Source organism: Serratia sp. YWN4, from assembly GCF_055790845.1.
Window position 1 is genome coordinate 4,139,794 of record NZ_CM147696.1, and the last position, 24,228, is coordinate 4,164,021.

Genomic DNA, 24,228 nt, shown 5'->3' on the forward strand with positions numbered 1-24,228 from the left:
GTGTTGTAAGGTTAAGCCTCACGGTTCATTAGTACTGGTTAGCTCAATGCATCGCTGCACTTACACACCCAGCCTATCAACGTCTTAGTCTTAAACGTTCCTTCAGGAGCCTTAAAGGCCCAGGGAAGACTCATCTCGAGGCTAGTTTCGCGCTTAGATGCTTTCAGCGCTTATCTGTTCCGCACTTAGCTACCGGGCAGTGCCATTGGCATGACAACCCGAACACCAGCGGTGCGTTCACTCCGGTCCTCTCGTACTAGGAGCAACCCCTCTCAATCTTCCAACGCCCACGGCAGATAGGGACCGAACTGTCTCACGACGTTCTAAACCCAGCTCGCGTACCACTTTAAATGGCGAACAGCCATACCCTTGGGACCTACTTCAGCCCCAGGATGTGATGAGCCGACATCGAGGTGCCAAACACCGCCGTCGATATGAACTCTTGGGCGGTATCAGCCTGTTATCCCCGGAGTACCTTTTATCCGTTGAGCGATGGCCCTTCCATTCAGAACCACCGGATCACTAAGACCTACTTTCGTACCTGCTCGAGCCGTCACTCTCGCAGTCAAGCTAGCTTATGCCTTTGCACTAACCTCACGATGTCCGACCGTGATTAGCTAACCTTCGTGCTCCTCCGTTACTCTTTGGGAGGAGACCGCCCCAGTCAAACTACCCACCAGACACTGTCCTCACCCCGGATCACGGGGCCGAGTTAGAACATCAAACATTAAAGGGTGGTATTTCAAGGTTGGCTCCATGCAGACTGGCGTCCACACTTCACTGCCTCCCACCTATCCTACACATCAAGGCTCAATGTTCAGTGTCAAGCTATAGTAAAGGTTCACGGGGTCTTTCCGTCTTGCCGCGGGTACACTGCATCTTCACAGCGAGTTCAATTTCACTGAGTCTCGGGTGGAGACAGCCTGGCCATCATTACGCCATTCGTGCAGGTCGGAACTTACCCGACAAGGAATTTCGCTACCTTAGGACCGTTATAGTTACGGCCGCCGTTTACTGGGGCTTCGATCAAGAGCTTCGCCTTGCGGCTAACCCCATCAATTAACCTTCCAGCACCGGGCAGGCGTCACACCGTATACGTCCACTTTCGTGTTTGCACAGTGCTGTGTTTTTATTAAACAGTTGCAGCCAGCTGGTATCTGCGACTGGCTTCAGCTCCGAGAGCAAGTCTCTTCACCTACGCGCCAGCGTGCCTTCTCCCGAAGTTACGGCACCATTTTGCCTAGTTCCTTCACCCGAGTTCTCTCAAGCGCCTGGGTATTCTCTACCTGACCACCTGTGTCGGTTTGGGGTACGATTCTGTGTTACCTGGAGCTTAGAGGCTTTTCCTGGAAGCTTGGCATCAACTACTTCGCCACCGTAGTGACTCGTCATCACGCCTCAGGGTTGAATAAGAGAACGGATTTACCAATTCTCTCCCCCTACACGCTTAAACCGGGACAACCGTCGCCCGGCCAGCCTAGCCTTCTCCGTCCCCCCTTCGCAGTAACACCGAGTACGGGAATATTAACCCGTTTCCCATCGACTACGCCTTTCGGCCTCGCCTTAGGGGTCGACTCACCCTGCCCCGATTAACGTTGGACAGGAACCCTTGGTCTTCCGGCGAGCGGGTTTTTCACCCGCTTTATCGTTACTTATGTCAGCATTCGCACTTCTGATACCTCCAGCAGCCCTCACAGACCACCTTCAACGGCTTACAGAACGCTCCCCTACCCAACAACGCCTAAGCGTCGCTGCCGCAGCTTCGGTGCATGGTTTAGCCCCGTTACATCTTCCGCGCAGGCCGACTCGACCAGTGAGCTATTACGCTTTCTTTAAATGATGGCTGCTTCTAAGCCAACATCCTGGCTGTCTATGCCTTCCCACATCGTTTCCCACTTAACCATGACTTTGGGACCTTAGCTGGCGGTCTGGGTTGTTTCCCTCTTCACGACGGACGTTAGCACCCGCCGTGTGTCTCCCGTGATAACATTCTTCGGTATTCGGAGTTTGCATCGGGTTGGTAAGCCGGGATGGCCCCCTAGCCGAAACAGTGCTCTACCCCCGAAGATGAGTTCACGAGGCGCTACCTAAATAGCTTTCGGGGAGAACCAGCTATCTCCCGGTTTGATTGGCCTTTCACCCCCAGCCACAAGTCATCCGCTAATTTTTCAACATTAGTCGGTTCGGTCCTCCAGTTAGTGTTACCCAACCTTCAACCTGCCCATGGCTAGATCACCGGGTTTCGGGTCTATACCTTGCAACTAGACGCCCAGTTAAGACTCGGTTTCCCTACGGCTCCCCTATACGGTTAACCTTGCTACAAAATATAAGTCGCTGACCCATTATACAAAAGGTACGCAGTCACCCCATAAAAGAGGCTCCCACTGCTTGTACGTACACGGTTTCAGGTTCTGTTTCACTCCCCTCGCCGGGGTTCTTTTCGCCTTTCCCTCACGGTACTGGTTCACTATCGGTCAGTCAGGAGTATTTAGCCTTGGAGGATGGTCCCCCCATATTCAGACAGGATGTCACGTGTCCCGCCCTACTCATCGAACTCACAGAATGTGCATTTTAGTGTACGGGGCTATCACCCTTTGCTGCGCGACTTTCCAGACGCTTCCACTAACACACAAACTGATTCAGGTTCTGGGCTCTTCCCCGTTCGCTCGCCGCTACTGGGGGAATCTCGGTTGATTTCTTTTCCTCGGGGTACTTAGATGTTTCAGTTCCCCCGGTTCGCCTCATGCCACTATGTATTCATGACATGATAGTGCAACGGATTGCACTGGGTTTCCCCATTCGGGTATTGCCGGTTATCACGGTTCATATCACCTTACCGACACTTTTCGCAGATTAGCACGCCCTTCATCGCCTCTGACTGCCTAGGCATCCACCGTGTACGCTTAGTCACTTAACCTCACAACCCGAAGGTGTTTCCTGTAAACAGAAGACACGGTCGTGCTGTAAACAATTGAGAGACTCTCTGACAGGGTACTTCTTACCCCAATATATCTACGGAGGGATAAGTTTCTGCTGTCAGGTTTCAATTTTCAGCTTGTTCCAGATTGTTAAAGAGCAAAATACTTCGCAGCATACTGTTGCCAGTACACTCTGAAGTATTCTCAAGGACCGTAGGGATATGGTGGAGCTAAGCGGGATCGAACCGCTGACCTCCTGCGTGCAAGGCAGGCGCTCTCCCAGCTGAGCTATAGCCCCATACAGTCACTTGCAGAAATCTTTATTACCACTCGCGGCGAATAACAATCTTTTCCTGTTGGAAATCCTGTTAATTCGTGCTTAGGCAAGGCATGCGTAAGGGAAGTTTACTTTTGGGTAAACGACCGCGCGCATAACGCAGCATAAGTGCGAATTTGGTAGGCCTGAGTGGACTTGAACCACCGACCTCACCCTTATCAGGGGTGCGCTCTAACCACCTGAGCTACAAGCCTATAAAGATTTTTCTGCTCGTTACTTTTTCATCAGACAATCTGTTGTGAACACTCACTCAATCAATATCGTTCGGTAAGGAGGTGATCCAACCGCAGGTTCCCCTACGGTTACCTTGTTACGACTTCACCCCAGTCATGAATCACAAAGTGGTAAGCGCCCTCCCGAAGGTTAAGCTACCTACTTCTTTTGCAACCCACTCCCATGGTGTGACGGGCGGTGTGTACAAGGCCCGGGAACGTATTCACCGTAGCATTCTGATCTACGATTACTAGCGATTCCGACTTCATGGAGTCGAGTTGCAGACTCCAATCCGGACTACGACATACTTTATGAGGTCCGCTGGCTCTCGCGAGTTTGCTTCTCTTTGTATATGCCATTGTAGCACGTGTGTAGCCCTACTCGTAAGGGCCATGATGACTTGACGTCATCCCCACCTTCCTCCGGTTTATCACCGGCAGTCTCCTTTGAGTTCCCACCATCACGTGCTGGCAACAAAGGATAAGGGTTGCGCTCGTTGCGGGACTTAACCCAACATTTCACAACACGAGCTGACGACAGCCATGCAGCACCTGTCTCACGGTTCCCGAAGGCACCAAGCCATCTCTGGCAAGTTCCGTGGATGTCAAGAGTAGGTAAGGTTCTTCGCGTTGCATCGAATTAAACCACATGCTCCACCGCTTGTGCGGGCCCCCGTCAATTCATTTGAGTTTTAACCTTGCGGCCGTACTCCCCAGGCGGTCGACTTAACGCGTTAGCTCCGGAAGCCACGCCTCAAGGGCACAACCTCCAAGTCGACATCGTTTACAGCGTGGACTACCAGGGTATCTAATCCTGTTTGCTCCCCACGCTTTCGCACCTGAGCGTCAGTCTTTGTCCAGGGGGCCGCCTTCGCCACCGGTATTCCTCCAGATCTCTACGCATTTCACCGCTACACCTGGAATTCTACCCCCCTCTACAAGACTCTAGCTTGCCAGTTTCAAATGCAGTTCCCACGTTAAGCGCGGGGATTTCACATCTGACTTAACAAACCGCCTGCGTGCGCTTTACGCCCAGTAATTCCGATTAACGCTTGCACCCTCCGTATTACCGCGGCTGCTGGCACGGAGTTAGCCGGTGCTTCTTCTGCGAGTAACGTCAATGCATGGCGCTATTAACACCACACCCTTCCTCCTCGCTGAAAGTGCTTTACAACCCGAAGGCCTTCTTCACACACGCGGCATGGCTGCATCAGGCTTGCGCCCATTGTGCAATATTCCCCACTGCTGCCTCCCGTAGGAGTCTGGACCGTGTCTCAGTTCCAGTGTGGCTGGTCATCCTCTCAGACCAGCTAGGGATCGTCGCCTAGGTGAGCCATTACCCCACCTACTAGCTAATCCCATCTGGGCACATCCGATGGTGTGAGGCCCGAAGGTCCCCCACTTTGGTCCGAAGACGTTATGCGGTATTAGCTACCGTTTCCAGTAGTTATCCCCCTCCATCGGGCAGTTTCCCAGACATTACTCACCCGTCCGCCGCTCGTCACCCAGGAGCAAGCTCCCTGTGCTACCGCTCGACTTGCATGTGTTAGGCCTGCCGCCAGCGTTCAATCTGAGCCATGATCAAACTCTTCAATTAAAAGTTCGATTTGCTTTAACAAGTAAAGCGATGCTCAAAGATTACTTTCTGCAAATATTCATTGGAACCGAAGTTCAAATGTTTACTGCTTTGGTCACTCTTCAAGACTTGATATTTTTGTGCCACCGAGGTGGCTGGATATCGTCTTGTGAGTGCCCACACAGATTGTCTGATAAATTGTTAAAGAGCAGTGAGTTACGCGCTTTCGCTTGCTAACTCGAGGTGGCGTATATTACGCGTTCCTCTTTCAGAGTCAACCTTAATTTTCAGGTTTTTTTCTCTGCGACCCCCGGAGACTCTGTGAAGTTGTTCACATGTTCCTGGTCGATGGAGGCGCATTATAGGGAGCTGGTTCAGAATGACAAGGGATAATATTCACTTTTCTTCTGACCGCTCACTATTCATGCACAATGCGGGTTAAACCCGCTTTTTGATGGCTTCCGGCAGGTCTTGCAGGCCATTTAGCACCCAATCAGCCGCCTTTTCGCCTTCTTCCGTTACTGGTTTACCAGTGCGAACCAGCACTTTAGTGCCCACGCCTGCCGCCGCAGCCGCTTGCATATCTTCGATTTTGTCACCCACCATATAAGAAGCAGCCAGATCGATATTCAATTCTTTTTGCGCCAGCAGCAACATACCGGGTTGCGGTTTGCGGCAGTCGCATGTTTGACGGTATTCTTCTATTAATGCTTCTGGGTGATGTGGGCAAAAGTAAATGCCGTCCAGATCGACATCACGATCGGCCAGCGACCAGTCCATCCATTCTGTCAGGCGCATAAACTGGTCTTCGCTGAATTTGCCGCGGGCGATGCCTGACTGGTTGGTGACTAGCACCAGCGCGAACCCCATATTTTTCAGTTCACGGCATGCATCAATCACACCATCAATAAATTGGAAATCATCTATTTCATGGACATATCCATGGTCCACATTAATCGTACCATCACGATCTAAGAAAATTGCTGGAACGCGTTGTGTCACCGGTCTGCTCCTGAGGGCCTGAAAACGCGTACAGTATCGCATGTTTTACCGCAGACTGAGAACGGTGAAGAACAGCGTTAACGTTGACTTAGACGTCTAGACGCCTTAACATCTGACTTATACCTTGGCTCTGGCCAAGGTTTACTTTTATCTAGCCACGGGCAACCACGCTAAAAATAAGAAGAATATGATTAAACTTTCCAACATCACCAAAGTGTTCCAGCAGGGATCGCGCACCATCAGCGCGCTTTCCGACGTGAGCCTTCACGTCCCTGCCGGGCAGATTTACGGCGTAATCGGTGCCTCGGGCGCCGGTAAGAGTACGCTGATCCGCTGCGCCAACATGCTTGAGCGCCCAACATCCGGCACCGTATTGGTGGATGGGCAGGACCTGACCTCCCTGTCTGAACGCGAACTGACACGTGCACGCCGTCAGATTGGCATGATATTCCAGCACTTTAACCTGCTCTCTTCACGCACGGTATTTGGCAACGTGTCGTTGCCGCTGGAGCTGGATAATACCCCGCGCAGTGAAATCAAAAAACGCGTTGCCGAGTTACTGGAACTGGTAGGTTTGTCAGACAAACACGATGCCTACCCAGCCAATCTGTCAGGTGGCCAGAAACAGCGCGTGGCGATTGCCCGTGCCTTGGCCAGCAACCCTAAAGTGCTGCTGTGTGACGAGGCCACCAGCGCACTCGATCCGGCCACAACGCGTTCCATTCTCGAATTGCTGAAGGATATTAACCGTCGCCTTGGGCTGACCATTCTACTGATCACCCATGAAATGGACGTGGTTAAACGCATCTGCGATCAGGTTGCCGTCATCAGCCAGGGGCAATTGATTGAAAAAGACAGCGTCAGCGAAGTGTTCTCTCATCCGAAGACACCGTTGGCCCAGCAGTTTATCCAATCCACCCTGCATCTGGATATTCCAGATGACTACGCCAAACGCCTGATGCCGGAACGCAATGGCAATCATCAACCGCTGTTGCGCCTGGAATTCACCGGTCAGTCGGTTGATGCACCGCTGCTGTCCGAAGCAGCCCGTCGTTTCAACGTCAATAACAACATTATCAGCGCGCAAATGGATTACGCCGGTGGGGTGAAGTTCGGCGTGATGCTGGCTGAGTTACATGGTTCAGACGAAGACGCACAGGCAACGATTAAGTTCCTACAGGAAAATCAGGTAAAAGTAGAGGTTCTGGGTTATGTCTGAGGCAATGATGTGGTTAATGGCACGTGGAGTTTGGGAAACCGTTACGATGACCTTTGTCTCGGGCTTCTTCGGCTTCGTGCTCGGCTTGCCGGTTGGTGTGCTATTGTACGTTACCCGCCCAGGGCAAATTATTGCCAACAATACCCTGTATAAAACCTTGTCTGGGTTGGTGAACATTTTCCGTTCCATCCCCTTCATTATATTGTTGGTGTGGATGATTCCTTTTACCCGCATGATAGTCGGTACTTCTATTGGTTTGCAGGCCGCCATCGTGCCGCTGACCGTCGGCGCAGCGCCTTTTATTGCCCGTATGGTAGAAAACGCCCTGCTGGAGATCCCGTCAGGGCTGATTGAAGCTGCCCGTGCCATGGGCGCCACGCCAATGCAAATCATCAAGAAAGTGCTGTTGCCTGAAGCATTGCCTGGTCTGGTGAATGCGGCCACCATCACGCTGATTACCCTGGTGGGTTATTCTGCGATGGGTGGTGCCGTCGGCGCAGGGGGTTTAGGTCAAATTGGTTATCAGTATGGTTACATTGGTTATAACGCTACCGTTATGAATACGGTATTAATATTACTGGTTGTTCTGGTGTACCTGATTCAGTTCTGTGGCGACCGTATTGTTAAGGCCGTTACTCACAAATAGTTTTTACCAGCACGCTTACAGCTACTCGATAGGGTAAAGCGTATTTCATATACGAGTCTAATGAGGAAAGGATATGTCGTTAAAATTTAAATCCATTGCGGCAATCGGCGCACTGATCGGTACTCTGGCTTTGGCCGGTTGCGGTCAGGACGAAAAAAATCCAAACCATATCAAAGTGGGCGTTATCGTTGGTGCTGAACAGCAGGTGGCGGAAGTTGCCCAAAAAGTCGCAAAAGAGAAGTATGGCCTGGACGTTGAGTTGGTAACCTTCAACGATTATGTCCTGCCAAACGAAGCGTTGAGCAAAGGCGATATCGATCTGAACGCTTTCCAACATAAACCTTACCTGGATCAGCAAATCAAAGACCGTAGCTATAAACTGGTTCCGGTCGGCAACACCTTCGTTTACCCGATTGCTGGTTACTCCAAAAAAATCAAATCGCTGGATGAGCTGAAAGAAGGTTCACAGATCGCAATACCTAACGACCCAACCAATCTGGGGCGTTCGCTGCTGCTGCTGGAGAAACAAGGCCTGATTAAACTGAAAGACGGTGTTGGCCTGCTGCCTACCGTATTGGACGTGGTGGAAAACCCGAAAAACCTGAAGCTGGTCGAACTGGAAGCACCACAGCTGCCACGTTCACTGGACGATCAGCAAATCGCCCTGGCCGTCATCAACACCACTTACGCCAGCCAGATCGGTTTAACGCCAGCCAAAGACGGTATCTTTGTTGAAGATAAAGACTCGCCTTACGTCAACATCATGGTTGCTCGTGAAGATAACAAAGACGCAGAAAACGTGAAAAAATTCGTTCAGGCCTATGAGTCTGAGGAAGTCAACGAAGCAGCGAATAAAATCTTCAACGGTGGCGCAGTGAAAGGCTGGTAATCATCCCTTACCTATTTTGCTCCTATATTTGCAAGACGGGCTCAGGCCCGTCTTGTTATTTCGACCAGAGATTGTTTCAATAGCGCCACTTTTATTAAAGGCAGAGGAATGTCAATGCGTGTTTTACCTCTCTGTTTGTTAGCACTTTTGCTGGCCGGATGTTCTAAACCGAAGCCAGTAGCACCCACAACAGACAGCACCAATGCACCGGTAGCAACTGCACCGGTAAAAGTGGCACCAGCAGCACGTCCAGCGCCAGTGACACTGTACAAAAGTGCAGAAGAATTAATCGGTAAGCCTTTCCGCGATTTGGGGGAAGTTTCCGGTAGCGTCTGCCAACTCACGGTTCAGGATCCGCCACCGAGTCTGACCTCTGCCCGCAGGCGGATGCAGCAGCGCGCCTCTCATATGAAGGCCAATGCAGTATTGCTGCATGACTGCCAGATGCTCAGGGGCGTTGCCGGTTGCTACCAACAGGCGATTTGCCAAGGTTCTGCGCTTAACGTTTCGGCCAAATGACCGAATTCGTTTTTAATCAGATCGGCATCATCCGCTCACCGTATAAAGAAAAATTCGCCGTTCCCCGTCAACCGGGGTTGGTCGAAGACGGTGGCGGAGAGCTGGTGTTGTTACCGCCTTACAACCAGGTGGAAGCCGTGCGCGGCCTCAGTGAGTTCAGCCATCTCTGGGTGATGTTCATTTTCCATCAAACCATGGAGGGTGGCTGGCGGCCAACGGTCAGGCCACCACGATTGGGTGGTAATACCCGTATGGGTGTTTTCGCTACTCGCTCGACCTTTCGCCCTAACCCACTCGGCATGTCGCTGATCGAACTGAAAGGCATCCAGACCCAAAGCGGGAAAGTCGTGCTGAAGTTGGGCAGTCTCGATCTGGTCGATGGTACGCCGGTCGTCGATATCAAACCCTACCTGCCGTTTGCCGAGAGCCATCCTCAGGCGCGTGCCGGTTTTGCTCAAACCGCCCCTGCTGGTGATATGCCAGTGAGTTTTTCTCCGCAGGCAGAGCAGCAATTGCAGCTGCATCTGCGCCGCCATCCCAATTTACGCCGCTTTATCAGCCAGGTATTGGCACAGGATCCACGTCCTGCCTATCGTAAAGTGGAAGAAGCTGAGCGTGAATATGCCGTATGGTTGCTGGAGTTCAACGTGCGCTGGCGGGTTGTCGATGGGCAAACTGAAGTGTTATCACTCAACGCCCGTTAAAAATCCACCGTCTCTCTTTTGACAACCGCCCTGCGCTGGTAGACTAAACCACTTTTGAAAATTTTGGCTGCCACTCCTGCTGGCAGCCCGATGCAATTAGCAGTGCTAACGGAACCAAAACATCATGCGTACTAGCCAATATCTGCTCTCCACCCTGAAGGAGACACCTGCCGATGCCGAAGTGATCAGCCACCAGCTGATGCTGCGTGCCGGGATGATCCGCAAGCTGGCCTCTGGTCTTTATACCTGGTTGCCAACCGGGTTGCGTGTTCTGAGGAAGGTTGAAAACATCGTTCGTGAAGAAATGAACAATGCTAATGCGATCGAAGTTTCCATGCCGGTGGTCCAACCCGCAGATCTGTGGCTGGAAAGCGGCCGCTGGGAGCAATATGGCCCTGAGTTGCTGCGCTTTGTCGATCGTGGCGAACGCCCGTTCGTTCTCGGCCCAACGCATGAAGAAGTGATCACCGATCTGATCCGCAATGAAATCAGCTCCTACAAACAGTTACCGCTGAATTTCTTCCAGATCCAGACCAAATTCCGTGATGAAGTCCGCCCGCGTTTCGGCGTGATGCGCTCCCGTGAATTCCTGATGAAAGATGCCTATTCATTCCATACCACGCAGGAATCTCTGCAGGCGACCTACGACGCCATGTACGAAGCCTACAGCAAGATCTTCAGCCGTATGGGGCTGGATTTCCGCCCGGTGCTGGCTGATACCGGTTCTATCGGCGGTAGCGCATCACACGAATTCCAGGTGCTGGCAGACAGCGGTGAAGACGATATCGTCTTTTCTACCGATTCTGATTACGCGGCTAATATTGAGCTGGCAGAAGCTGTTGCCCCTGCGCAGCCACGTGGTGCAGCCACCGAAGAGCTGCGTATTATTGATACCCCTAACGCCAAGACCATTGCCGAACTGGTTGAGCAATTCCAGTTGCCGATCGAGAAAACGGTGAAAACCCTGCTGGTTCGTGCAAGCGAAGAGAGCGGCCACAAGCTGGTTGCGCTGTTGGTACGTGGCGATCACGAGCTGAACGAAATCAAGGCCGAGAAACTGCCGCAGGTAGCGGCTCCGCTGACCTTCGCCACGGATGAAGAGATTCGTGCTGCGGTGGGGGCAGGCCCAGGTTCCCTCGGCCCAATCAAGATGCCGGTTCCTGTGGTGATCGACCGCAGCGTAGCGGCCATGAGCGATTTTGGGGCCGGTGCCAATATCGACGCTAAACACTACTTCGGCATCAACTGGGAGCGCGACCTGCCGCTGCCGCAGATTGCCGATATCCGTAACGTGGTCGCAGGCGATGCCAGCCCAGACGGCAAAGGCACTTTGCTGATTAAACGCGGTATCGAAGTGGGTCATATCTTCCAGTTGGGTACCAAGTATTCGGAAGCGATGAAAGCCACGGTACAGGGTGAAGATGGCCGTAACCAGGTTCTGACCATGGGTTGCTACGGTATTGGAGTCAGCCGCGTAGTGGCCGCCGCTATTGAGCAGAACCACGACGATCGTGGCATTGTCTGGCCAGATGCGATCGCGCCATTCCAGGTGGCTATTCTGCCAATGAACATGCATAAGTCATTCCGCGTGCAGGCACTGGCCGAAGAGCTTTACAACCAGCTGCGTTCTCACGGCATCGACGTTATTCTTGATGACCGTAAAGAGCGCCCTGGCGTGATGTTTGCCGATATGGAACTGATCGGCGTGCCGCACTCCATCGTGATTGGCGATCGCAACCTCGACAGTGAAGAAATTGAGTACAAAAATCGCCGGATTGGCGAGAAACAGATGATTAAAACCGGCGAAATCGTTGATTTCCTGTTGGCCCAGATCAAACGCTGATATTCTCCAGGCGGTATGAAAAACACCCTGTTTTGCAGGGTGTTTTGCTAAGGACGCAGTTCATTAAAGGATTAAGAAATGCCGTTACCTTACACCTCATTTATGCGGCTGTTTGCGCTGCTGCCAGCCTTTCTCACTGGCTGTACCATGGATATTGCGTTGTCCGAAAAAGAAAAACGCGCCTCCCTCAATCCCGTAGATATCCAGTTTCAAGCCCTCAGTTCCGCACCACAGAATACCTTTCGGGAAGTCGATGCAACCGCTCTTCAAGATGGCGACTTGCTTTTTTCTTCAACGATCGGTCTGACCTCTCTGGGGATCCGTATCTTCAGCGCTTCCTCAGTCAGCCATGTGGCGATCTATATTGGTCAAGGCCAAGTCGCCGAAGCCGTAGGTGATGGCGTACAGATTGTGAGCCTGGAAGATGCACAGGCTCACAGTGACAAACTGTTTGCTTTGCGCATGCCGGACCTGACCGCCACTCAAGCAGAGCAGATTCGCCACTTCGCCAAGCAAAAGGCCGGTAGCCGTTATAACTATCAGGGGATTATTGAAATGATGCCCTTCATGGTCACCAAACAGATTTGCTCACTAAATCCTTTCTCGAAGGATTTCCGCCAGCAGTGCGTGCAAGGATTGGCAGCCGCGCAACTCAGTACGCCAACCGCCGATGAATCCAGCTATTTCTGCTCGCAGTTTGTGTTGGCCGCCTTTGAGCACGCCGGACGGCCGCTCACCCTGGCCTCGCCTGGCTGGGTCAGCCCCGGTGATTTGCTGCATATGCGGGAAGGTGATATTGCAACGCTGGCACCAAGCCAGACCTTGGCGTATGTCGGGCACATCAAACCGGGTATCTATTTACGCAATCGCGCATTGGTCAGCAATAACGCGCATGATGGCAAATCCCAGAACCAACCAGGCCATGACGTATTCTAAAAAACATAAACCCCGTTATTGGCAATAACGGGGTTTTATCTTCACCTGTCCAACATCAACGCGATCAGTGGCTGTTACAATCTTTGCTGTTATCGAAAGTCACCTTACCATCAGGCTCAGGCACTAATGCTTTTTGCATCTGCCCTTCCTCCATTGATGGCTGAACGCTGAAATGGCCGTTAAGCATCAGGAATAACGGCTCCCCTGGCGCTTTACGGGCTTTCAAGTAGCCTTGTTCCAATGCGATGTTATTGACCACCGGGAAGGTTTTACCGGTCGCACAATCTTTGAATACTGCCGCATCAGCCAAATAGGTATACAGCCCACTCAAAGGCATTGGCGTTTTTGGCAACGGCTGCTCGGTTGGCGACAACGTATAGTTAAGCTCGGACGTCATCGGTGCTCCGCTGCGATCCAACATTTGCAGATTCTTGCCTGCCGGGCGGAAGTAACGCTTTTCACCACTGCCTTCGGTCAGCACCAACCGATCGGCCGTGCGCGCCCACTGGCCATAGCTGGCAAAGGTTTTATCGCCATCTTTGGTGTCACGATAGGTTTCCTGCAAAATGAAGGTGCCATCTTTATCCAGAAACAAAGTCGTATCCAGCCCGCTACAGTCAGCACAAGGCAATACCCCCTGATAACTCTGCTGCATTGGCTGAAGCGACTGTTCTTTCGGTTGGTATTGGTTATTACAGCCTAGTAGCGAAAGTGATCCTGCCGCTAAAAACAGGACGATTGTTATTATCTTCACAGTTATTCTCCTGCCGTGTTCCATTGATACCCACAGCGTGGTGCCCAAACAGGCTTCCTCAAGGGCGAACCTTGCCGCGCAGCGCTTTGGTTGCGCCTTTGCGCACCTTGCCTTCCAAGCGGCGTAATTTTGCCCCTTTGCTGGGATTCGTTGCTCTACGCGTCTTTTCAACCACCATCGCCTGTTGAATCAGCGCCACCAATCTGGCCAGCGCCGCTTCACGATTTAATTCCTGGCTACGGTATTCCTGCGCTTTAATGATCACCACACCATCAGCGGTCACTAAATGATGATTAAGCGCCAGCAGCCGTTCCTTGTAATACTCTGGCAGGCTAGATGCCCGGATGTCAAAACGCAAATGAATGGCCGTTGAGGTTTTGTTCACATGCTGCCCGCCCGCACCTTGAGCGCGGATCGCCGTGAGTTCTATTTCGTTGTCCGGTATCGCTACGTTTCTTGACAGTGCCAGCACCGGTTACACCTGTGCCTGCTGCCATTCGGCAAATTGAATTTCCAGACTATTCTGAGCATCAGAAAGCCAAATAGTTCCTTCCTGCAACGTGGCTTGTAACGTCATATTGCGGCTGGCCATCGCGGCTAGGCGAGCTAATTGTTCATCATCAAGAAAACGGATGCTTAGGTTTTTGTGGTTTGCCACCTTGCCCTGCATCGATTGCCACCAGACATACCCGGCACGCTCACCATAAGCATACAGCACCACCCGTGGAGATTGATTACAGGCTTTTTTAATACGTTTTTCATCCGGCAGACCCAGTTCGATCCACATTTCCAGCCCGTTATGGTCGTTGCGCTGCCAGATTTCCGGCTCATCTTCCGCACTTAAGCCTTTGGTAAACACCAAGCGTTCATCAGCATGGCAGATCCATGCCAGCAGGCGCAGCATCATACGCTGTTCGGTTTCTGAAGGATGCTGGGCCAACGTAAGCGTCGCGTCGTGGTAAAAGTGACGATCCATATCCGCGATATTGACCGTGGCTTTGTAAATTGTTGCTTTCAGCGCCATGGGTAACCTCATTATTAACAGGCCACAGTGTACTTGATAAGATCGGTTCACAGCCAGCACGAGGAGCCTATAGCTGCGAATGAAAGCCACTACGAGGTGCTAATAACTCCATTGCACCTGTGCTATAGTCGTTTAGGATAGGACTGATCTCCGAGTGTCTGTGCCTCATCGCAGCCTACGTTGGCGATTATGCAGAGATTCTTAAGGGAGGAAACTGTGCAACAATATTGTGAGTTAGTACGCCGTTTTTACGCCCAGATCGGCAGTGGAGATCTTGGCTACGTGCCTGATGCACTAGCATGTGTTTTAAAGGCATTGGACGAGGTTGCAGCGAATAGCGCGCTACCGTCCTCCGTTAGGGAACAGGCGGCATTTGCCGCCGCTAACTTATTGGTGAGCGACTATGTTGATGAATGATGAGTATCAACCCATCAATTGTGATGACTACGACAATCTGGAACTCGCCTGCCAGCAAAAACTGACTCTGAAGCTGGAGTTACGCGACGGAGAAACCATCGAAGCCAAGGCAGTCGATCTGTTGCAAAAGAAAAGCGTTGAATACCTGACGATCGAACAAAATGGTACTCAGCGCGATGTGCGTTTGGACCATATTCACAGCTTTAGTCATCCAGAAATTGGTACCGTTGTCGTGAGTCTTTCTGACTAAACACCTCGGTAACCCCCTCTCTACAGGGCAGCCCAACGGCTGCCCTCGTCATTTATGGCTTCAGGCTGGCGTAGTAGGCCGCCAGATCGGCGATATCCGCGTCTGACAGATTTGCCACATATGCCCTCATCACTTGAGCCTGGCCACCGGTCCGTTCCCCTTTCTTGTAGGACTGCAACGCCTGCTCTAAATACATGGCGTTTTGCCCGGCCAGATTCGGATACATCGGTACCGAAACTTTGCCTTCTGCACCATGGCATGCCACACAGGTGGCCGATTTACTCTTACCCACCGCTGCGTCACCTGCAGCCAGAGCAGAAACGCTCAACAACCCGGCCACCACCACTACGCTCATATTTTTCATCATGGTTCCTCACGAGATATTGTTATTATTTTTCTTCCAGCTCAGCCGCCACGGCTGTTCACCGGCAGGCACCTGCCCAGCGTCGGTAACAAAAGTATCCACGGCGGCAATCAGTTGCTCATCATAGTAAATCAATGGGATACGTTCGCGCTGCCAAGGGGGAATGCCTAACTCTTGCCACAGTTTTTTGACGTGCCTTGAACCGGCCCGATTGATAATACGCACCCGGCCTGTAGCGCCAAAACGCACGCTCACCTGCTCACCCGCCTGCGGTGCACGCACCAGGTTATTCCCTTCCCCACTGACCAACGCACCAAGCCCATCGGGCAACTCCAGCCTGGTCGGTTGCGGCCAGAGCAATTGCCAAGCGTGTAAATCAGCCATCAGCGGCAACAGGTATAAACGCTGGCGGAAACGGCGGATCTGGTAGTTGCCCAACTGTAGCTGCGGCTCCGCGTCTTCACGGCTCAGCGCCACTTCGTGCCAGATCCTTGGCAACTGATCGCGAGCAGGCATGGTGACACCAAACCGGGCAATCCAGCGGCGCAATAGCGCATCACGCCGGGCCGGAGAACAGGCTTGCAGCCCAGCTATCGCCAGCGAGTTTTCTGCATCCAGCAATAGCGTTAACTGTTCTGCCAGCAGTTCATCCAGTAATCGCTCCTGCTCGGCGCACAGGCTGGCACTACGTGCCGCTGCCGCCGCAAAATGCGACCAGCGCTCATTCAGCACGGGCAACACCTTCAAACGCAGGAAGTTGCGGTCGAATCGGCAATCCTGATTGCTGTCGTCCTCGATCCAACGCAATTGATGTTGAAGGGCATAATCCTCCAACTGTTGACGCGAGACGCCCAACAGCGGCCTTAACAACACATGATTTCCCAACCTGGCCTCGCTGGCCATCGCCGAAAGCCCCGCCGGGCCACTGCCACGTTTTAAGGCCAGCAAAAAGGTTTCACATTGATCGTCAAGATGCTGTGCCGTCAGCAGAGTTTCACCCGCAATCAGTGTGCCACTGAAAGCCGCATAGCGAGCCGCTCGCGCCGCCGCCTCAATACCACCACTCAGCCCATCCAACTGAACATGATGAACCACCAGCGGCACCTGCCAACCTTCACACTGTTGCTGGCAATGCGTCACCCACTCATCGGCAAAACGGCTCAGACCATGGTGAATATGCACCGCACGCAAAACCATCCCCGGCTGCTGCTGGCGCAATTGCACCAACAAATGCAGCAACACGCTGGAATCCAGCCCGCCGCTAAACGCCAGCAATAGTTGGCGTTTAGCACCCAGTTGATCGGCAAGCTGTGTAATGAGTTGATTGGTATTCATTGACTATGCCTGATGGCATTCACATAGCCGAACGTTAACCAGCTCACCGTCAGCAAGCAAGTATTAACCACGTTGAAGTTCATATAACTCGAGCGGTAATCCATCGGGATCGTTGAAAAAGGTAAAGCGGGACTGGGTATAAGGATCGACACGCACTGGTTCACACACGACTCCCGCAACTTGTAATTCAGCAATCGCGCTATCAATATCATCCACACTAAATGCCAGATGGCGCAGGCCACAGGCTTCCGGTCTACTTGGGCGAGCCGCGGGCGTAGGGAAGGAAAACAGTTCAATCGTATACTGGCCGTTCAGCGCCAGATCGGCTTTCCAGGAATCACGCTCTGCGCGATAAACCTCTGCTAGTAAGGCAAACCCGAGGATCTCACAGTAAAAATGCTTACTGACGGCGTAATCAGAACAGATCACCGCGATATGGTGAACCTGGCGCAATGCCAACATGGATGAACTCCTTTTATAACGTTATGCCTGCGTCAAGCCGCTGGCGTTTTCAATACTTTCACCAGATAACGGCCATCATCGGTCGGTTTTGCGCCATGAATATCGGTTTCAAAGCCGGGGTAACGCTCACCGATCGAGCACAACATCAGCAGGAAATCGAGCACCGCACGGCTCTCTTCGGTGATCATCTCCCCCGGCATCACCAACGGAACGCCTGGCGGGTAAGGCAGGATCATGTTAGCGGCCACTTTGCCGATCAACTGGCCGATCTCGCAGGTTTCCACGTTGCCCCGTACCTGCTGCTGGAACATCTCATAAGGCGTCAGCTTCATTTCCGGCAAAACGTCAAACGCCCGCTGCATCAGGCGCGGTAAATCATGCTGGCCAATCAGTTGGTGGATCCCGGCGGCGAGCTCCTGAATGCGCATATGGCGATAAAAATCTGGATCCTCAGCATACAGATCCGGCAGCATGTTTTTCACCCGCAGATTGAGATCGTATGCGCGTTTGAAATCGGTCAAGCCACGCAACAGGCTCATTGCCTTGGTTTTATCGATACCGATGCTGAACAGGAACAATAGATTATACGGCCCGGTTTTCTCCACCACGATACCGCGCTCATCCAGATATTTCGCCACCAGCGCCGCCGGAATGCCGCTGCTCTCCAACTCGCCCAGTTCGTTCATTCCCGGCGTCAGAATGGTAACCTTGATCGGATCCAGATACATATGATCGCGATCGGTATTGCCAAAACCATGCCAGTTATCATCCGGGTTCAGCGGCCAGCACTGCGCCTCGTCGATTTCTTCCGGCTGCCAGATATCGAAAAACCAACTGTCGCTCTCTGCCCGCAGGCGCTGGACTTCACGGCGGAAATGCAGCGCCCGCTCCACAGAGCGATTAATCATGCGCCGCCCCGGATTACCGCGCAGCATAGCCGCCGCGGTTTCCATCGAAGCAACAATGCCGTAATGCGGCGAGGTGGTGGTGTGCATCATATAGGCTTCATTAAAGGTGTTTTCATCGTAATCACCTTTGATATGAATCATCGACGCCTGCGAAAACGCCGCGAGTAATTTGTGCGTCGATTGGGTTTCATAAATCACTTTGCCCGGAATGCGCTCGCCGCTCATGCCGCTTTTGCCTTCGTAGATCGGGTGAAAATTGGTATAGGGCACCCAAGCGGAATCGAAGTGAATCGATGCCACATCCAGCGTCTGCTTGATGTAATCGGTGTTATACAGCAAACCGTCATAGGTGGAATTGGTGATCACCGCATGCACTGGCCAACTGGCGTTGGCGGTTTCGGCCACCCGTTTGGCAATGCTGTCATGAGAAAGTTCACGCTGGGGGATGCCGCCCAAAATACCGTAGGCATTGCGCAGCGGGCGCAGGTAAATCGGCACGATGTCGCACATCATCAGCAAATGGCACAGCGATTTGTGGCAGTTGCGGTCAATCAGCACCGTGCTACCCGCCGGTGCCGAATACATACCGACGATCTTGTTGGCGGTGGATGTGCCGTTGGTCACCAGATAACTCTGCTCAGCGTTGAAGGTACGGGCGATATACTCTTCCGCCTCCAAGTGTGGGCCGGTGTGATCGAGCAATGAACCCAGCTCGGTTACCGAGATGGAAATATCGGCCTTCAGCGTGTTGGCACCGAAAAAATCATAGAACAGGCAGCCCACCGGGCTTTTCTGAAACGCGGTGCCCGCCATATGGCCCGGCGTGCAGAACGTGTACTTGCCCTCTTTCACATAGGTGAACAGCGCCTTGGTCAGCGGCGGGGTAATGGTATCCCTATATTCATCGGTGTACTGCTGGATGCGCTGGGCAATATCCTCTGCGGCGTTCAAGCCATATTCGAAGAAATACAGCACCATGCGCATTTCATGCAGGCTGACATCGAAAGTGGAATGAGTGTTGATAAACGCATACAGCGGCAGATATTCATTGAGATCGTTGATTTCGCTGCACAGTTCGAGGCTATAATCGTCCCAGTCGAACACCACTCCACAGATACGCGCGTTGTGCTCAATCAGCTTCAGCAGATCGCCGCTGTTTTTCGGATATACCAGTTGGAAGCCCATGGAGGCCAATGCGGTGTGGAGCTCACGGATCGGTTCATCTTTGTAATAAACACCCGTCGGGCTCATGATCGCGATGATATTCATCGGGCTGCTCCTGTCAGTTAACTACCAAGGCTTATAACAACATGAAAAACCAACAGAGTGTACCCTGCTCATCCTAAACCACGAATGACAGGCGTAAAAAAACCGCCTGGGCAGGCGGTTTCTTGTGGCGCAGGCAAACTCAGCAGTAGCCGTAGTTCATCAAGCGCTGATAACGGCGGTTGAGCAACTCTTCGTTGTTGAAACCATCCAGATCCGCCAGATCGGCCAGCAACTGTGCTTTCAATGCAGCGGCCATCGCCGGTACATCGCGATGTGCAGAGCCCAAAGGTTCCGGGATCACCGAATCGATCAGTTTCAGCTCTTTCAGGCGCGGTGCGGTAATGCCCATCGCTTCTGCGGCAATCGGCGCTTTGTCGGCGCTTTTCCACAGAATTGAGGCACAACCTTCCGGCGAAATCACCGAGTAGGTGCTGTATTGCAGCATATTTACTTTATCGCCAACGCCGATAGCCAGCGCACCGCCGGAGCCACCCTCGCCGATCACGGTGCAGATCACCGGGATATTCAGGCGGGACATTTCGCGCAGGTTGCGGGCGATCGCTTCAGATTGGCCACGTTCTTCTGCACCTACACCCGGATAAGCCCCTGGGGTATCGATGAAGGTAATCAGTGGCAGTTTGAAGCGAGAAGCCATTTCCATCAGGCGCAGCGCTTTGCGATAGCCTTCTGGCGCTGGCATGCCGAAGTTGCGGCGGATTTTCTCTTTGGTTTCGCGCCCTTTCTGATGACCAATGATCATCACCGGGCGACCATCCAGCCGTGCGATACCACCGACAATGGCTTTGTCATCGGCATAGGCGCGATCGCCAGCCAGTTCTTCAAAGTCGGTGAAAATATGTTCGATATAATCCAACGTATAAGGGCGGCGCGGGTGGCGTGCCAATTGGGCAATCTGCCAAGCCCCAAGATCGGAAAAAATCTTGCGCGTCAGCTCAACGCTCTTTTCACGCAGGCGCTGAACCTCTTCGTCCAGATTAATATCTAATTTTTCGTCTTGACGGTTGACTGCAGTCAGCGAGTCAATTTTCGCTTCCAGCTCTGCAATCGGCTGTTCAAAATCAAGAAAATTCAGACTCATAGCATTCCTATTTTAGTCAAATTCCAGTTCCACCTGCTCATTACCTACCAGGGTCCGCAAATCTATCAACAAGCGGTCGGTCGGCGTCACGCGCCAGGTTGCGCCAAAACGCAGCCTTGCTCGTGCATCTTCCCGTTGATAGTAGAGATGCACTGGAATCGTCCCCGAGCGATGGGGTTCCAACGACTGGCGGAGACGGTTCAAAAGCTGGTCATCAATTTGCCTGTCCGTCAGCGAGATAGCAAGCCCACGAGCGTATTTTTCACGGGCTTCACTGATATCCATTAACTCGCGGACCATCATTTTAAGCCCGCCGCTGAAGTCATCGAAGCTGACCTGTCCAGTGGCGATCAGGATACGGTCTTTTTCCAACAAATGCTGGTATTTTTCCAGCGCTTCGGTGAATAACATCACTTCCAGGCGGCCAGAACGGTCATCCAGCGTACAAATGCCGATACGATTGCCCCGTTTGGTCACCATAACCCGGGCGGCAATCACCAGCCCGACGGCGGTGGTCATCTTGCCCCGTTCTGTCGGATGCATATCTTTCAAACGCTGGCCACCGGCATAGCGTTCGATTTCTTTCAAATACTGGGTGATCGGATGGCCGGTGAGATAGAGCCCCAGCGTTTCGCGCTCGCCATCCAGCACCACCTGTTCTTGCCAGAGCGGCACGTTAGCATAAGACTGCTCTACCTGCTCCGGCGCTTCCGCCAACACGCCAAACATATCCGCCTGGCCGATCGCTTCGGCTTTGGCATGCTGATCGGCCGCTTTCAGCGCATCGCCCAGCGAATTCATTAGCGCAGCACGGTGCGGCCCCAGGCGATCGAACGCCCCGGACATGATCAGTTTTTCCAGAATACGGCGATTCAGTTTTTTGACATCAGAGCGCGCGCACAGATCGAACAGATCTTTGAAATACCCCTGCTCACCGCTGTTACGCGCCTCGATAATCGCCTCAATCGGCCCTTCGCCCACGCCTTTAATCGCGCCAATGCCGTAAACGATCTCGCCTTCGTCATTGACGTGGAAGTGATATTGCCCGCTGTTGATATCCGGCGGCAGGATTTTCAACCCCATGCGCCAGCACTCATCCACCAGCCCAACCACCTTATCGGTGTTATCCATATCGGCGGTCATCACTGCCGCCATAAACTCGGCGGGATAGTGGGCTTTCAGCCACAGCGTTTGGTACGACACGAGCGCATAAGCGGCTGAGTGCGATTTGTTAAAGCCGTAACCAGCGAATTTTTCTACCAGATCGAAGATTTTTACCGACAGTTCACCGTCGATACCGCGCGATTTAGCGCCGTCTTCAAACCCGCCGCGCTGTTTGGCCATTTCGACCGGGTTCTTTTTACCCATCGCACGACGCAGCATATCCGCGCCACCCAGCGTGTAACCTGCCAGCACCTGGGCAATCTGCATGACCTGTTCCTGATACAGGATGATGCCATAGGTCGGCTCCAGCACTGGTTTCAGCGACTCATGCTGCCACTGAATATCAGGATAGGAAATCGCTTCGCGCCCATGCTTACGGTCGATAAAGTTATCTACCATGCCCGACTGCAAAGGGCCTGGGCGGAACAGCGCCACCAGTGCGATCATATCTTCGAAGCAGTCAGGCTTCAGACGCTTGATCAGGTCTTTCATGCCGCGCGATTCAAGCTGGAATACCGCCGTGGTTTCCGAACGCTGTAGCATGTCGAAGCTTGGCTTGTCATCCAGCGGAATAGCGGCGATATCGATCGGTTCCAGCCCGGTCTTGGCGCGGCGCGCGTTGATCATCGCCAACGCCCAGTCGATGATGGTCAGGGTACGCAGGCCAAGGAAGTCAAACTTCACCAGCCCGGCATATTCCACGTCGTTTTTATCGAACTGGGTAACCGGGTGGTTACCTTCGGCATCACAATACAGCGGCGCGAAGTCTGTGATTTTGGTGGGTGCGATCACCACCCCGCCCGCATGCTTGCCAGCGTTACGCGTCACCCCTTCCAGCTTACGCGCCATGTCGATCAGCGCCCTGACCTCTTCGTCTGCCTCATAAATTTCTGGCAGTTGCGGTTCAGCGGCAAAAGCCTTTTCCAGCGTCATCCCCGGATCGGGTGGCACCAGCTTGGAAATACGGTCAACAAAACCATACGGATGACCCAACACGCGGCCCACATCGCGGATCACCGCCTTCGCTGCCATAGTACCGAAGGTGATGATCTGCGATACCGCTTCACGGCCGTACATCTCCGCTACGTGTTCAATCACCAGATCGCGCTTTTCCATGCAGAAATCGACGTCGAAATCGGGCATCGACACGCGTTCCGGATTCAGGAAACGTTCGAACAGCAGATCAAACGCCAGCGGATCCAGATCGGTGATTTTCAGCGCATAGGCCACCAGCGAACCGGCACCGGAACCACGCCCCGGCCCTACCGGTACATCGTTATCTTTCGACCACTGGATGAACTCCATCACGATCAGGAAGTAGCCAGGGAAGCCCATCTGGTTGATCACTCGCAGTTCAACATCCAGACGTTCGTCGTATTCTGGGCGACGCTGAGCACGCACTTCGGGATCGGGGAACAGGAATTCGAGACGTTCTTCCAACCCTTCCTGGGATTTCGCCACCAGGAAATCCTCGGTGGTCATTTCACCGGTAGGAAACTGCGGCAGGAAGTATTCGCCAAGGCGAATGGTCACGTTACAACGCTTAGCGATTTCGACGCTGTTGATCAGTGCCTCGGGGATATCGGCAAACAGCTCGCACATTTCGTCTTCACTGCGCATAAACTGCTGCGGGCTGTAGTTACGCGGGCGCTTGGGATCGTCTAGCGTAAAACCGTCGTGGATCGCCACACGAATTTCATGCGCATCGAAGTCATCTTCCACCAGGAAACGCACATCGTTGGTGGCTACTACTGGCAAACCGCGCTCGGTAGCCAGCGCTACGGCGGCATGCAGATAGTTCTCTTCGTCTGCGCGACCGGTGCGGATCAGTTCCAGATAGTAGTTGTCGGGAAAATATTCCTGATAAAACGCCAGGCATTGATCAACCTGCGCCTGGTTACCACGCAGCAAGAATTTGCCAACGTCGCCCATCCGCGCACCGGAAAGCAGGATCAACCCTTCACGGTGTTCGATCAGCCAGTCGCGGTCAATAATCGGACCAGCAGCACCGTAACCACGCTGATAAGCGTGGGAAATCAACAGAGTCAGGTTTTGATAACCTTGGTTATTGGTCGCCAGCACGGTAAGTTGCGCCAGTTCATCACCCAGCACCTCGCTTTGCACATGGAAATCTGCACCGATGATCGGTTTGATCCCGGCACCATGCGCACTGCCGTAGAACTTCACCAGGCCACACAGGTTGGTGAAATCGGTGACCGCCAAAGCGGGCATGGCAAGTTCGGCAGCTTTTTTCACCAACGGGCCGATCTTGGCTAATCCATCAATCATGGAGTAGTCACTATGAACGCGCAGGTGAATAAAACGAGGTTCGGCCATATCCAGATACCAAGGTGTAGGGCCCAGCTTAGCGGGCCAAGGTT

At 52.9% G+C, this 24,228-nt stretch carries 19 protein-coding genes, 2 tRNA genes and 2 rRNA genes; 9 read left to right on the forward strand and 14 right to left on the reverse strand.

Translation table 11 applies throughout. From position 1 onward, the window contains the following. Positions 1-7 precede the first annotated feature (7 nt). The 5 genes from ACX9GT_RS19480 to gmhB all read right to left on the reverse strand — a co-directional run bounded on the left by ACX9GT_RS19480 (position 8) and on the right by gmhB (position 6,045). Positions 8-2,917: ribosomal RNA gene (locus ACX9GT_RS19480) — 23S ribosomal RNA — on the reverse strand. A gap of 223 nt (positions 2,918-3,140) precedes the next feature. Next, a tRNA-Ala gene (locus ACX9GT_RS19485) sits at positions 3,141-3,216 on the reverse strand. A gap of 156 nt (positions 3,217-3,372) precedes the next feature. Continuing rightward, positions 3,373-3,449, reverse strand: a tRNA-Ile gene (locus ACX9GT_RS19490). A gap of 74 nt (positions 3,450-3,523) precedes the next feature. Beyond that, a 16S ribosomal RNA gene (locus ACX9GT_RS19495) occupies positions 3,524-5,064 on the reverse strand. Together the 16S and 23S rRNA genes with 2 tRNA genes alongside form the textbook arrangement of a ribosomal RNA operon. 417 nt (positions 5,065-5,481) lie before the next feature. Further along, positions 5,482-6,045 carry a D-glycero-beta-D-manno-heptose 1,7-bisphosphate 7-phosphatase gene (gmhB, locus tag ACX9GT_RS19500; protein ID WP_473188301.1) on the reverse strand — a complete coding sequence of 188 codons (564 nt, stop codon included), beginning with the start codon at positions 6,043-6,045 and terminating at the stop codon, positions 5,482-5,484. A 187-nt stretch (positions 6,046-6,232) separates the two neighbouring features. Between gmhB and metN the strand changes: the two genes are divergently transcribed. The 7 genes from metN to ACX9GT_RS19535 all read left to right on the forward strand — a co-directional run bounded on the left by metN (position 6,233) and on the right by ACX9GT_RS19535 (position 12,801). Beyond that, positions 6,233-7,264: a methionine ABC transporter ATP-binding protein MetN gene (gene metN / locus ACX9GT_RS19505; RefSeq protein WP_473188302.1), complete on the forward strand. Its 1,032-nt coding sequence runs from the start codon at positions 6,233-6,235 to the stop codon at positions 7,262-7,264. Then, positions 7,257-7,910, forward strand: coding sequence for a methionine ABC transporter permease MetI (locus ACX9GT_RS19510; protein ID WP_473188303.1), 654 nt, complete (start codon positions 7,257-7,259; stop codon positions 7,908-7,910). The genes metN and ACX9GT_RS19510 overlap by 8 nt, the downstream gene beginning before the upstream one ends. Positions 7,911-7,983: 73 nt before the next feature. Continuing rightward, on the forward strand, positions 7,984-8,799 hold the full coding sequence (locus ACX9GT_RS19515; RefSeq protein WP_459401591.1) for a MetQ/NlpA family lipoprotein: 816 nt from the start codon (positions 7,984-7,986) through the stop codon (positions 8,797-8,799). 114 nt (positions 8,800-8,913) lie between these two features. Further along, complete coding sequence (gene rcsF, locus ACX9GT_RS19520) at positions 8,914-9,318, forward strand: Rcs stress response system protein RcsF (protein WP_473188304.1); 405 nt, start codon at positions 8,914-8,916, stop codon at positions 9,316-9,318. Further along, entirely contained in the window at positions 9,315-10,022 is a 708-nt protein-coding gene (gene tsaA / locus ACX9GT_RS19525; protein WP_473188305.1) for a tRNA (N6-threonylcarbamoyladenosine(37)-N6)-methyltransferase TrmO, read from the forward strand. The genes rcsF and tsaA overlap by 4 nt, the downstream gene beginning before the upstream one ends. Before the next feature lie 124 nt (positions 10,023-10,146). After that, positions 10,147-11,865 carry a proline--tRNA ligase gene (gene proS, locus ACX9GT_RS19530; RefSeq protein WP_473188306.1) on the forward strand — a complete coding sequence of 573 codons (1,719 nt, stop codon included), beginning with the start codon at positions 10,147-10,149 and terminating at the stop codon, positions 11,863-11,865. A 78-nt stretch (positions 11,866-11,943) separates the two neighbouring features. Beyond that, positions 11,944-12,801 carry a YaeF family permuted papain-like enzyme gene (locus tag ACX9GT_RS19535; RefSeq protein ID WP_473188307.1) on the forward strand — a complete coding sequence of 286 codons (858 nt, stop codon included), beginning with the start codon at positions 11,944-11,946 and terminating at the stop codon, positions 12,799-12,801. Between the two features lie 64 nt (positions 12,802-12,865). On the opposite strand, the gene nlpE is transcribed toward ACX9GT_RS19535, so the two are convergent. Genes nlpE through ACX9GT_RS19550 form a run of 3 tightly spaced genes read right to left on the reverse strand, consistent with a single transcriptional unit; the run spans position 12,866 to position 14,579 of the window. Next, entirely contained in the window at positions 12,866-13,555 is a 690-nt protein-coding gene (gene nlpE, locus ACX9GT_RS19540) for an envelope stress response activation lipoprotein NlpE (RefSeq protein WP_473188308.1), read from the reverse strand. Between the two features lie 58 nt (positions 13,556-13,613). Beyond that, a complete protein-coding gene (arfB, locus tag ACX9GT_RS19545) occupies positions 13,614-14,027 on the reverse strand; it encodes an alternative ribosome rescue aminoacyl-tRNA hydrolase ArfB (RefSeq protein WP_473188309.1) in 414 nt (137 codons plus the stop codon). A gap of 3 nt (positions 14,028-14,030) precedes the next feature. After that, entirely contained in the window at positions 14,031-14,579 is a 549-nt protein-coding gene (locus ACX9GT_RS19550) for a YaeQ family protein (protein ID WP_473188310.1), read from the reverse strand. Between the two features lie 216 nt (positions 14,580-14,795). On the opposite strand from ACX9GT_RS19550, the gene ACX9GT_RS19555 reads away from it, so the two are divergent. Both ACX9GT_RS19555 and rof read left to right on the forward strand, forming a co-directional pair. Next, positions 14,796-14,996 (forward strand): YaeP family protein, encoded by a 201-nt coding sequence (locus tag ACX9GT_RS19555; RefSeq protein WP_473188311.1) that lies wholly within the window; start codon positions 14,796-14,798, stop codon positions 14,994-14,996. After that, positions 14,983-15,246: a Rho-binding antiterminator gene (gene rof, locus ACX9GT_RS19560; RefSeq protein WP_459401566.1), complete on the forward strand. Its 264-nt coding sequence runs from the start codon at positions 14,983-14,985 to the stop codon at positions 15,244-15,246. Before ACX9GT_RS19555 ends, rof begins: the two co-directional genes overlap by 14 nt. A gap of 52 nt (positions 15,247-15,298) precedes the next feature. Here the strand turns inward: rof and ACX9GT_RS19565 are convergent, their stop codons facing one another. The 6 genes from ACX9GT_RS19565 to dnaE all read right to left on the reverse strand — a co-directional run bounded on the left by ACX9GT_RS19565 (position 15,299) and on the right by dnaE (position 24,184). After that, the gene (locus ACX9GT_RS19565) at positions 15,299-15,613 is read right to left on the reverse strand and encodes a c-type cytochrome (protein ID WP_473188312.1); all 315 of its coding nucleotides are present in this window, start codon (positions 15,611-15,613) and stop codon (positions 15,299-15,301) included. A 6-nt stretch (positions 15,614-15,619) separates the two neighbouring features. Continuing rightward, complete coding sequence (gene tilS, locus ACX9GT_RS19570) at positions 15,620-16,945, reverse strand: tRNA lysidine(34) synthetase TilS (protein ID WP_473188313.1); 1,326 nt, start codon at positions 16,943-16,945, stop codon at positions 15,620-15,622. 63 nt (positions 16,946-17,008) lie between these two features. Next, complete coding sequence (locus tag ACX9GT_RS19575) at positions 17,009-17,407, reverse strand: VOC family protein (RefSeq protein ID WP_473188314.1); 399 nt, start codon at positions 17,405-17,407, stop codon at positions 17,009-17,011. 32 nt (positions 17,408-17,439) lie between these two features. Beyond that, complete coding sequence (locus ACX9GT_RS19580) at positions 17,440-19,584, reverse strand: lysine decarboxylase LdcC (protein ID WP_473188315.1); 2,145 nt, start codon at positions 19,582-19,584, stop codon at positions 17,440-17,442. Positions 19,585-19,723: 139 nt separating this feature from the next. After that, entirely contained in the window at positions 19,724-20,683 is a 960-nt protein-coding gene (gene accA / locus ACX9GT_RS19585) for an acetyl-CoA carboxylase carboxyl transferase subunit alpha (protein ID WP_473188316.1), read from the reverse strand. Positions 20,684-20,695: 12 nt separating this feature from the next. Continuing rightward, on the reverse strand, positions 20,696-24,184 hold the full coding sequence (dnaE, locus tag ACX9GT_RS19590; RefSeq protein ID WP_473188317.1) for a DNA polymerase III subunit alpha: 3,489 nt from the start codon (positions 24,182-24,184) through the stop codon (positions 20,696-20,698). Between the last annotated feature and the right edge of the window lie 44 nt (positions 24,185-24,228).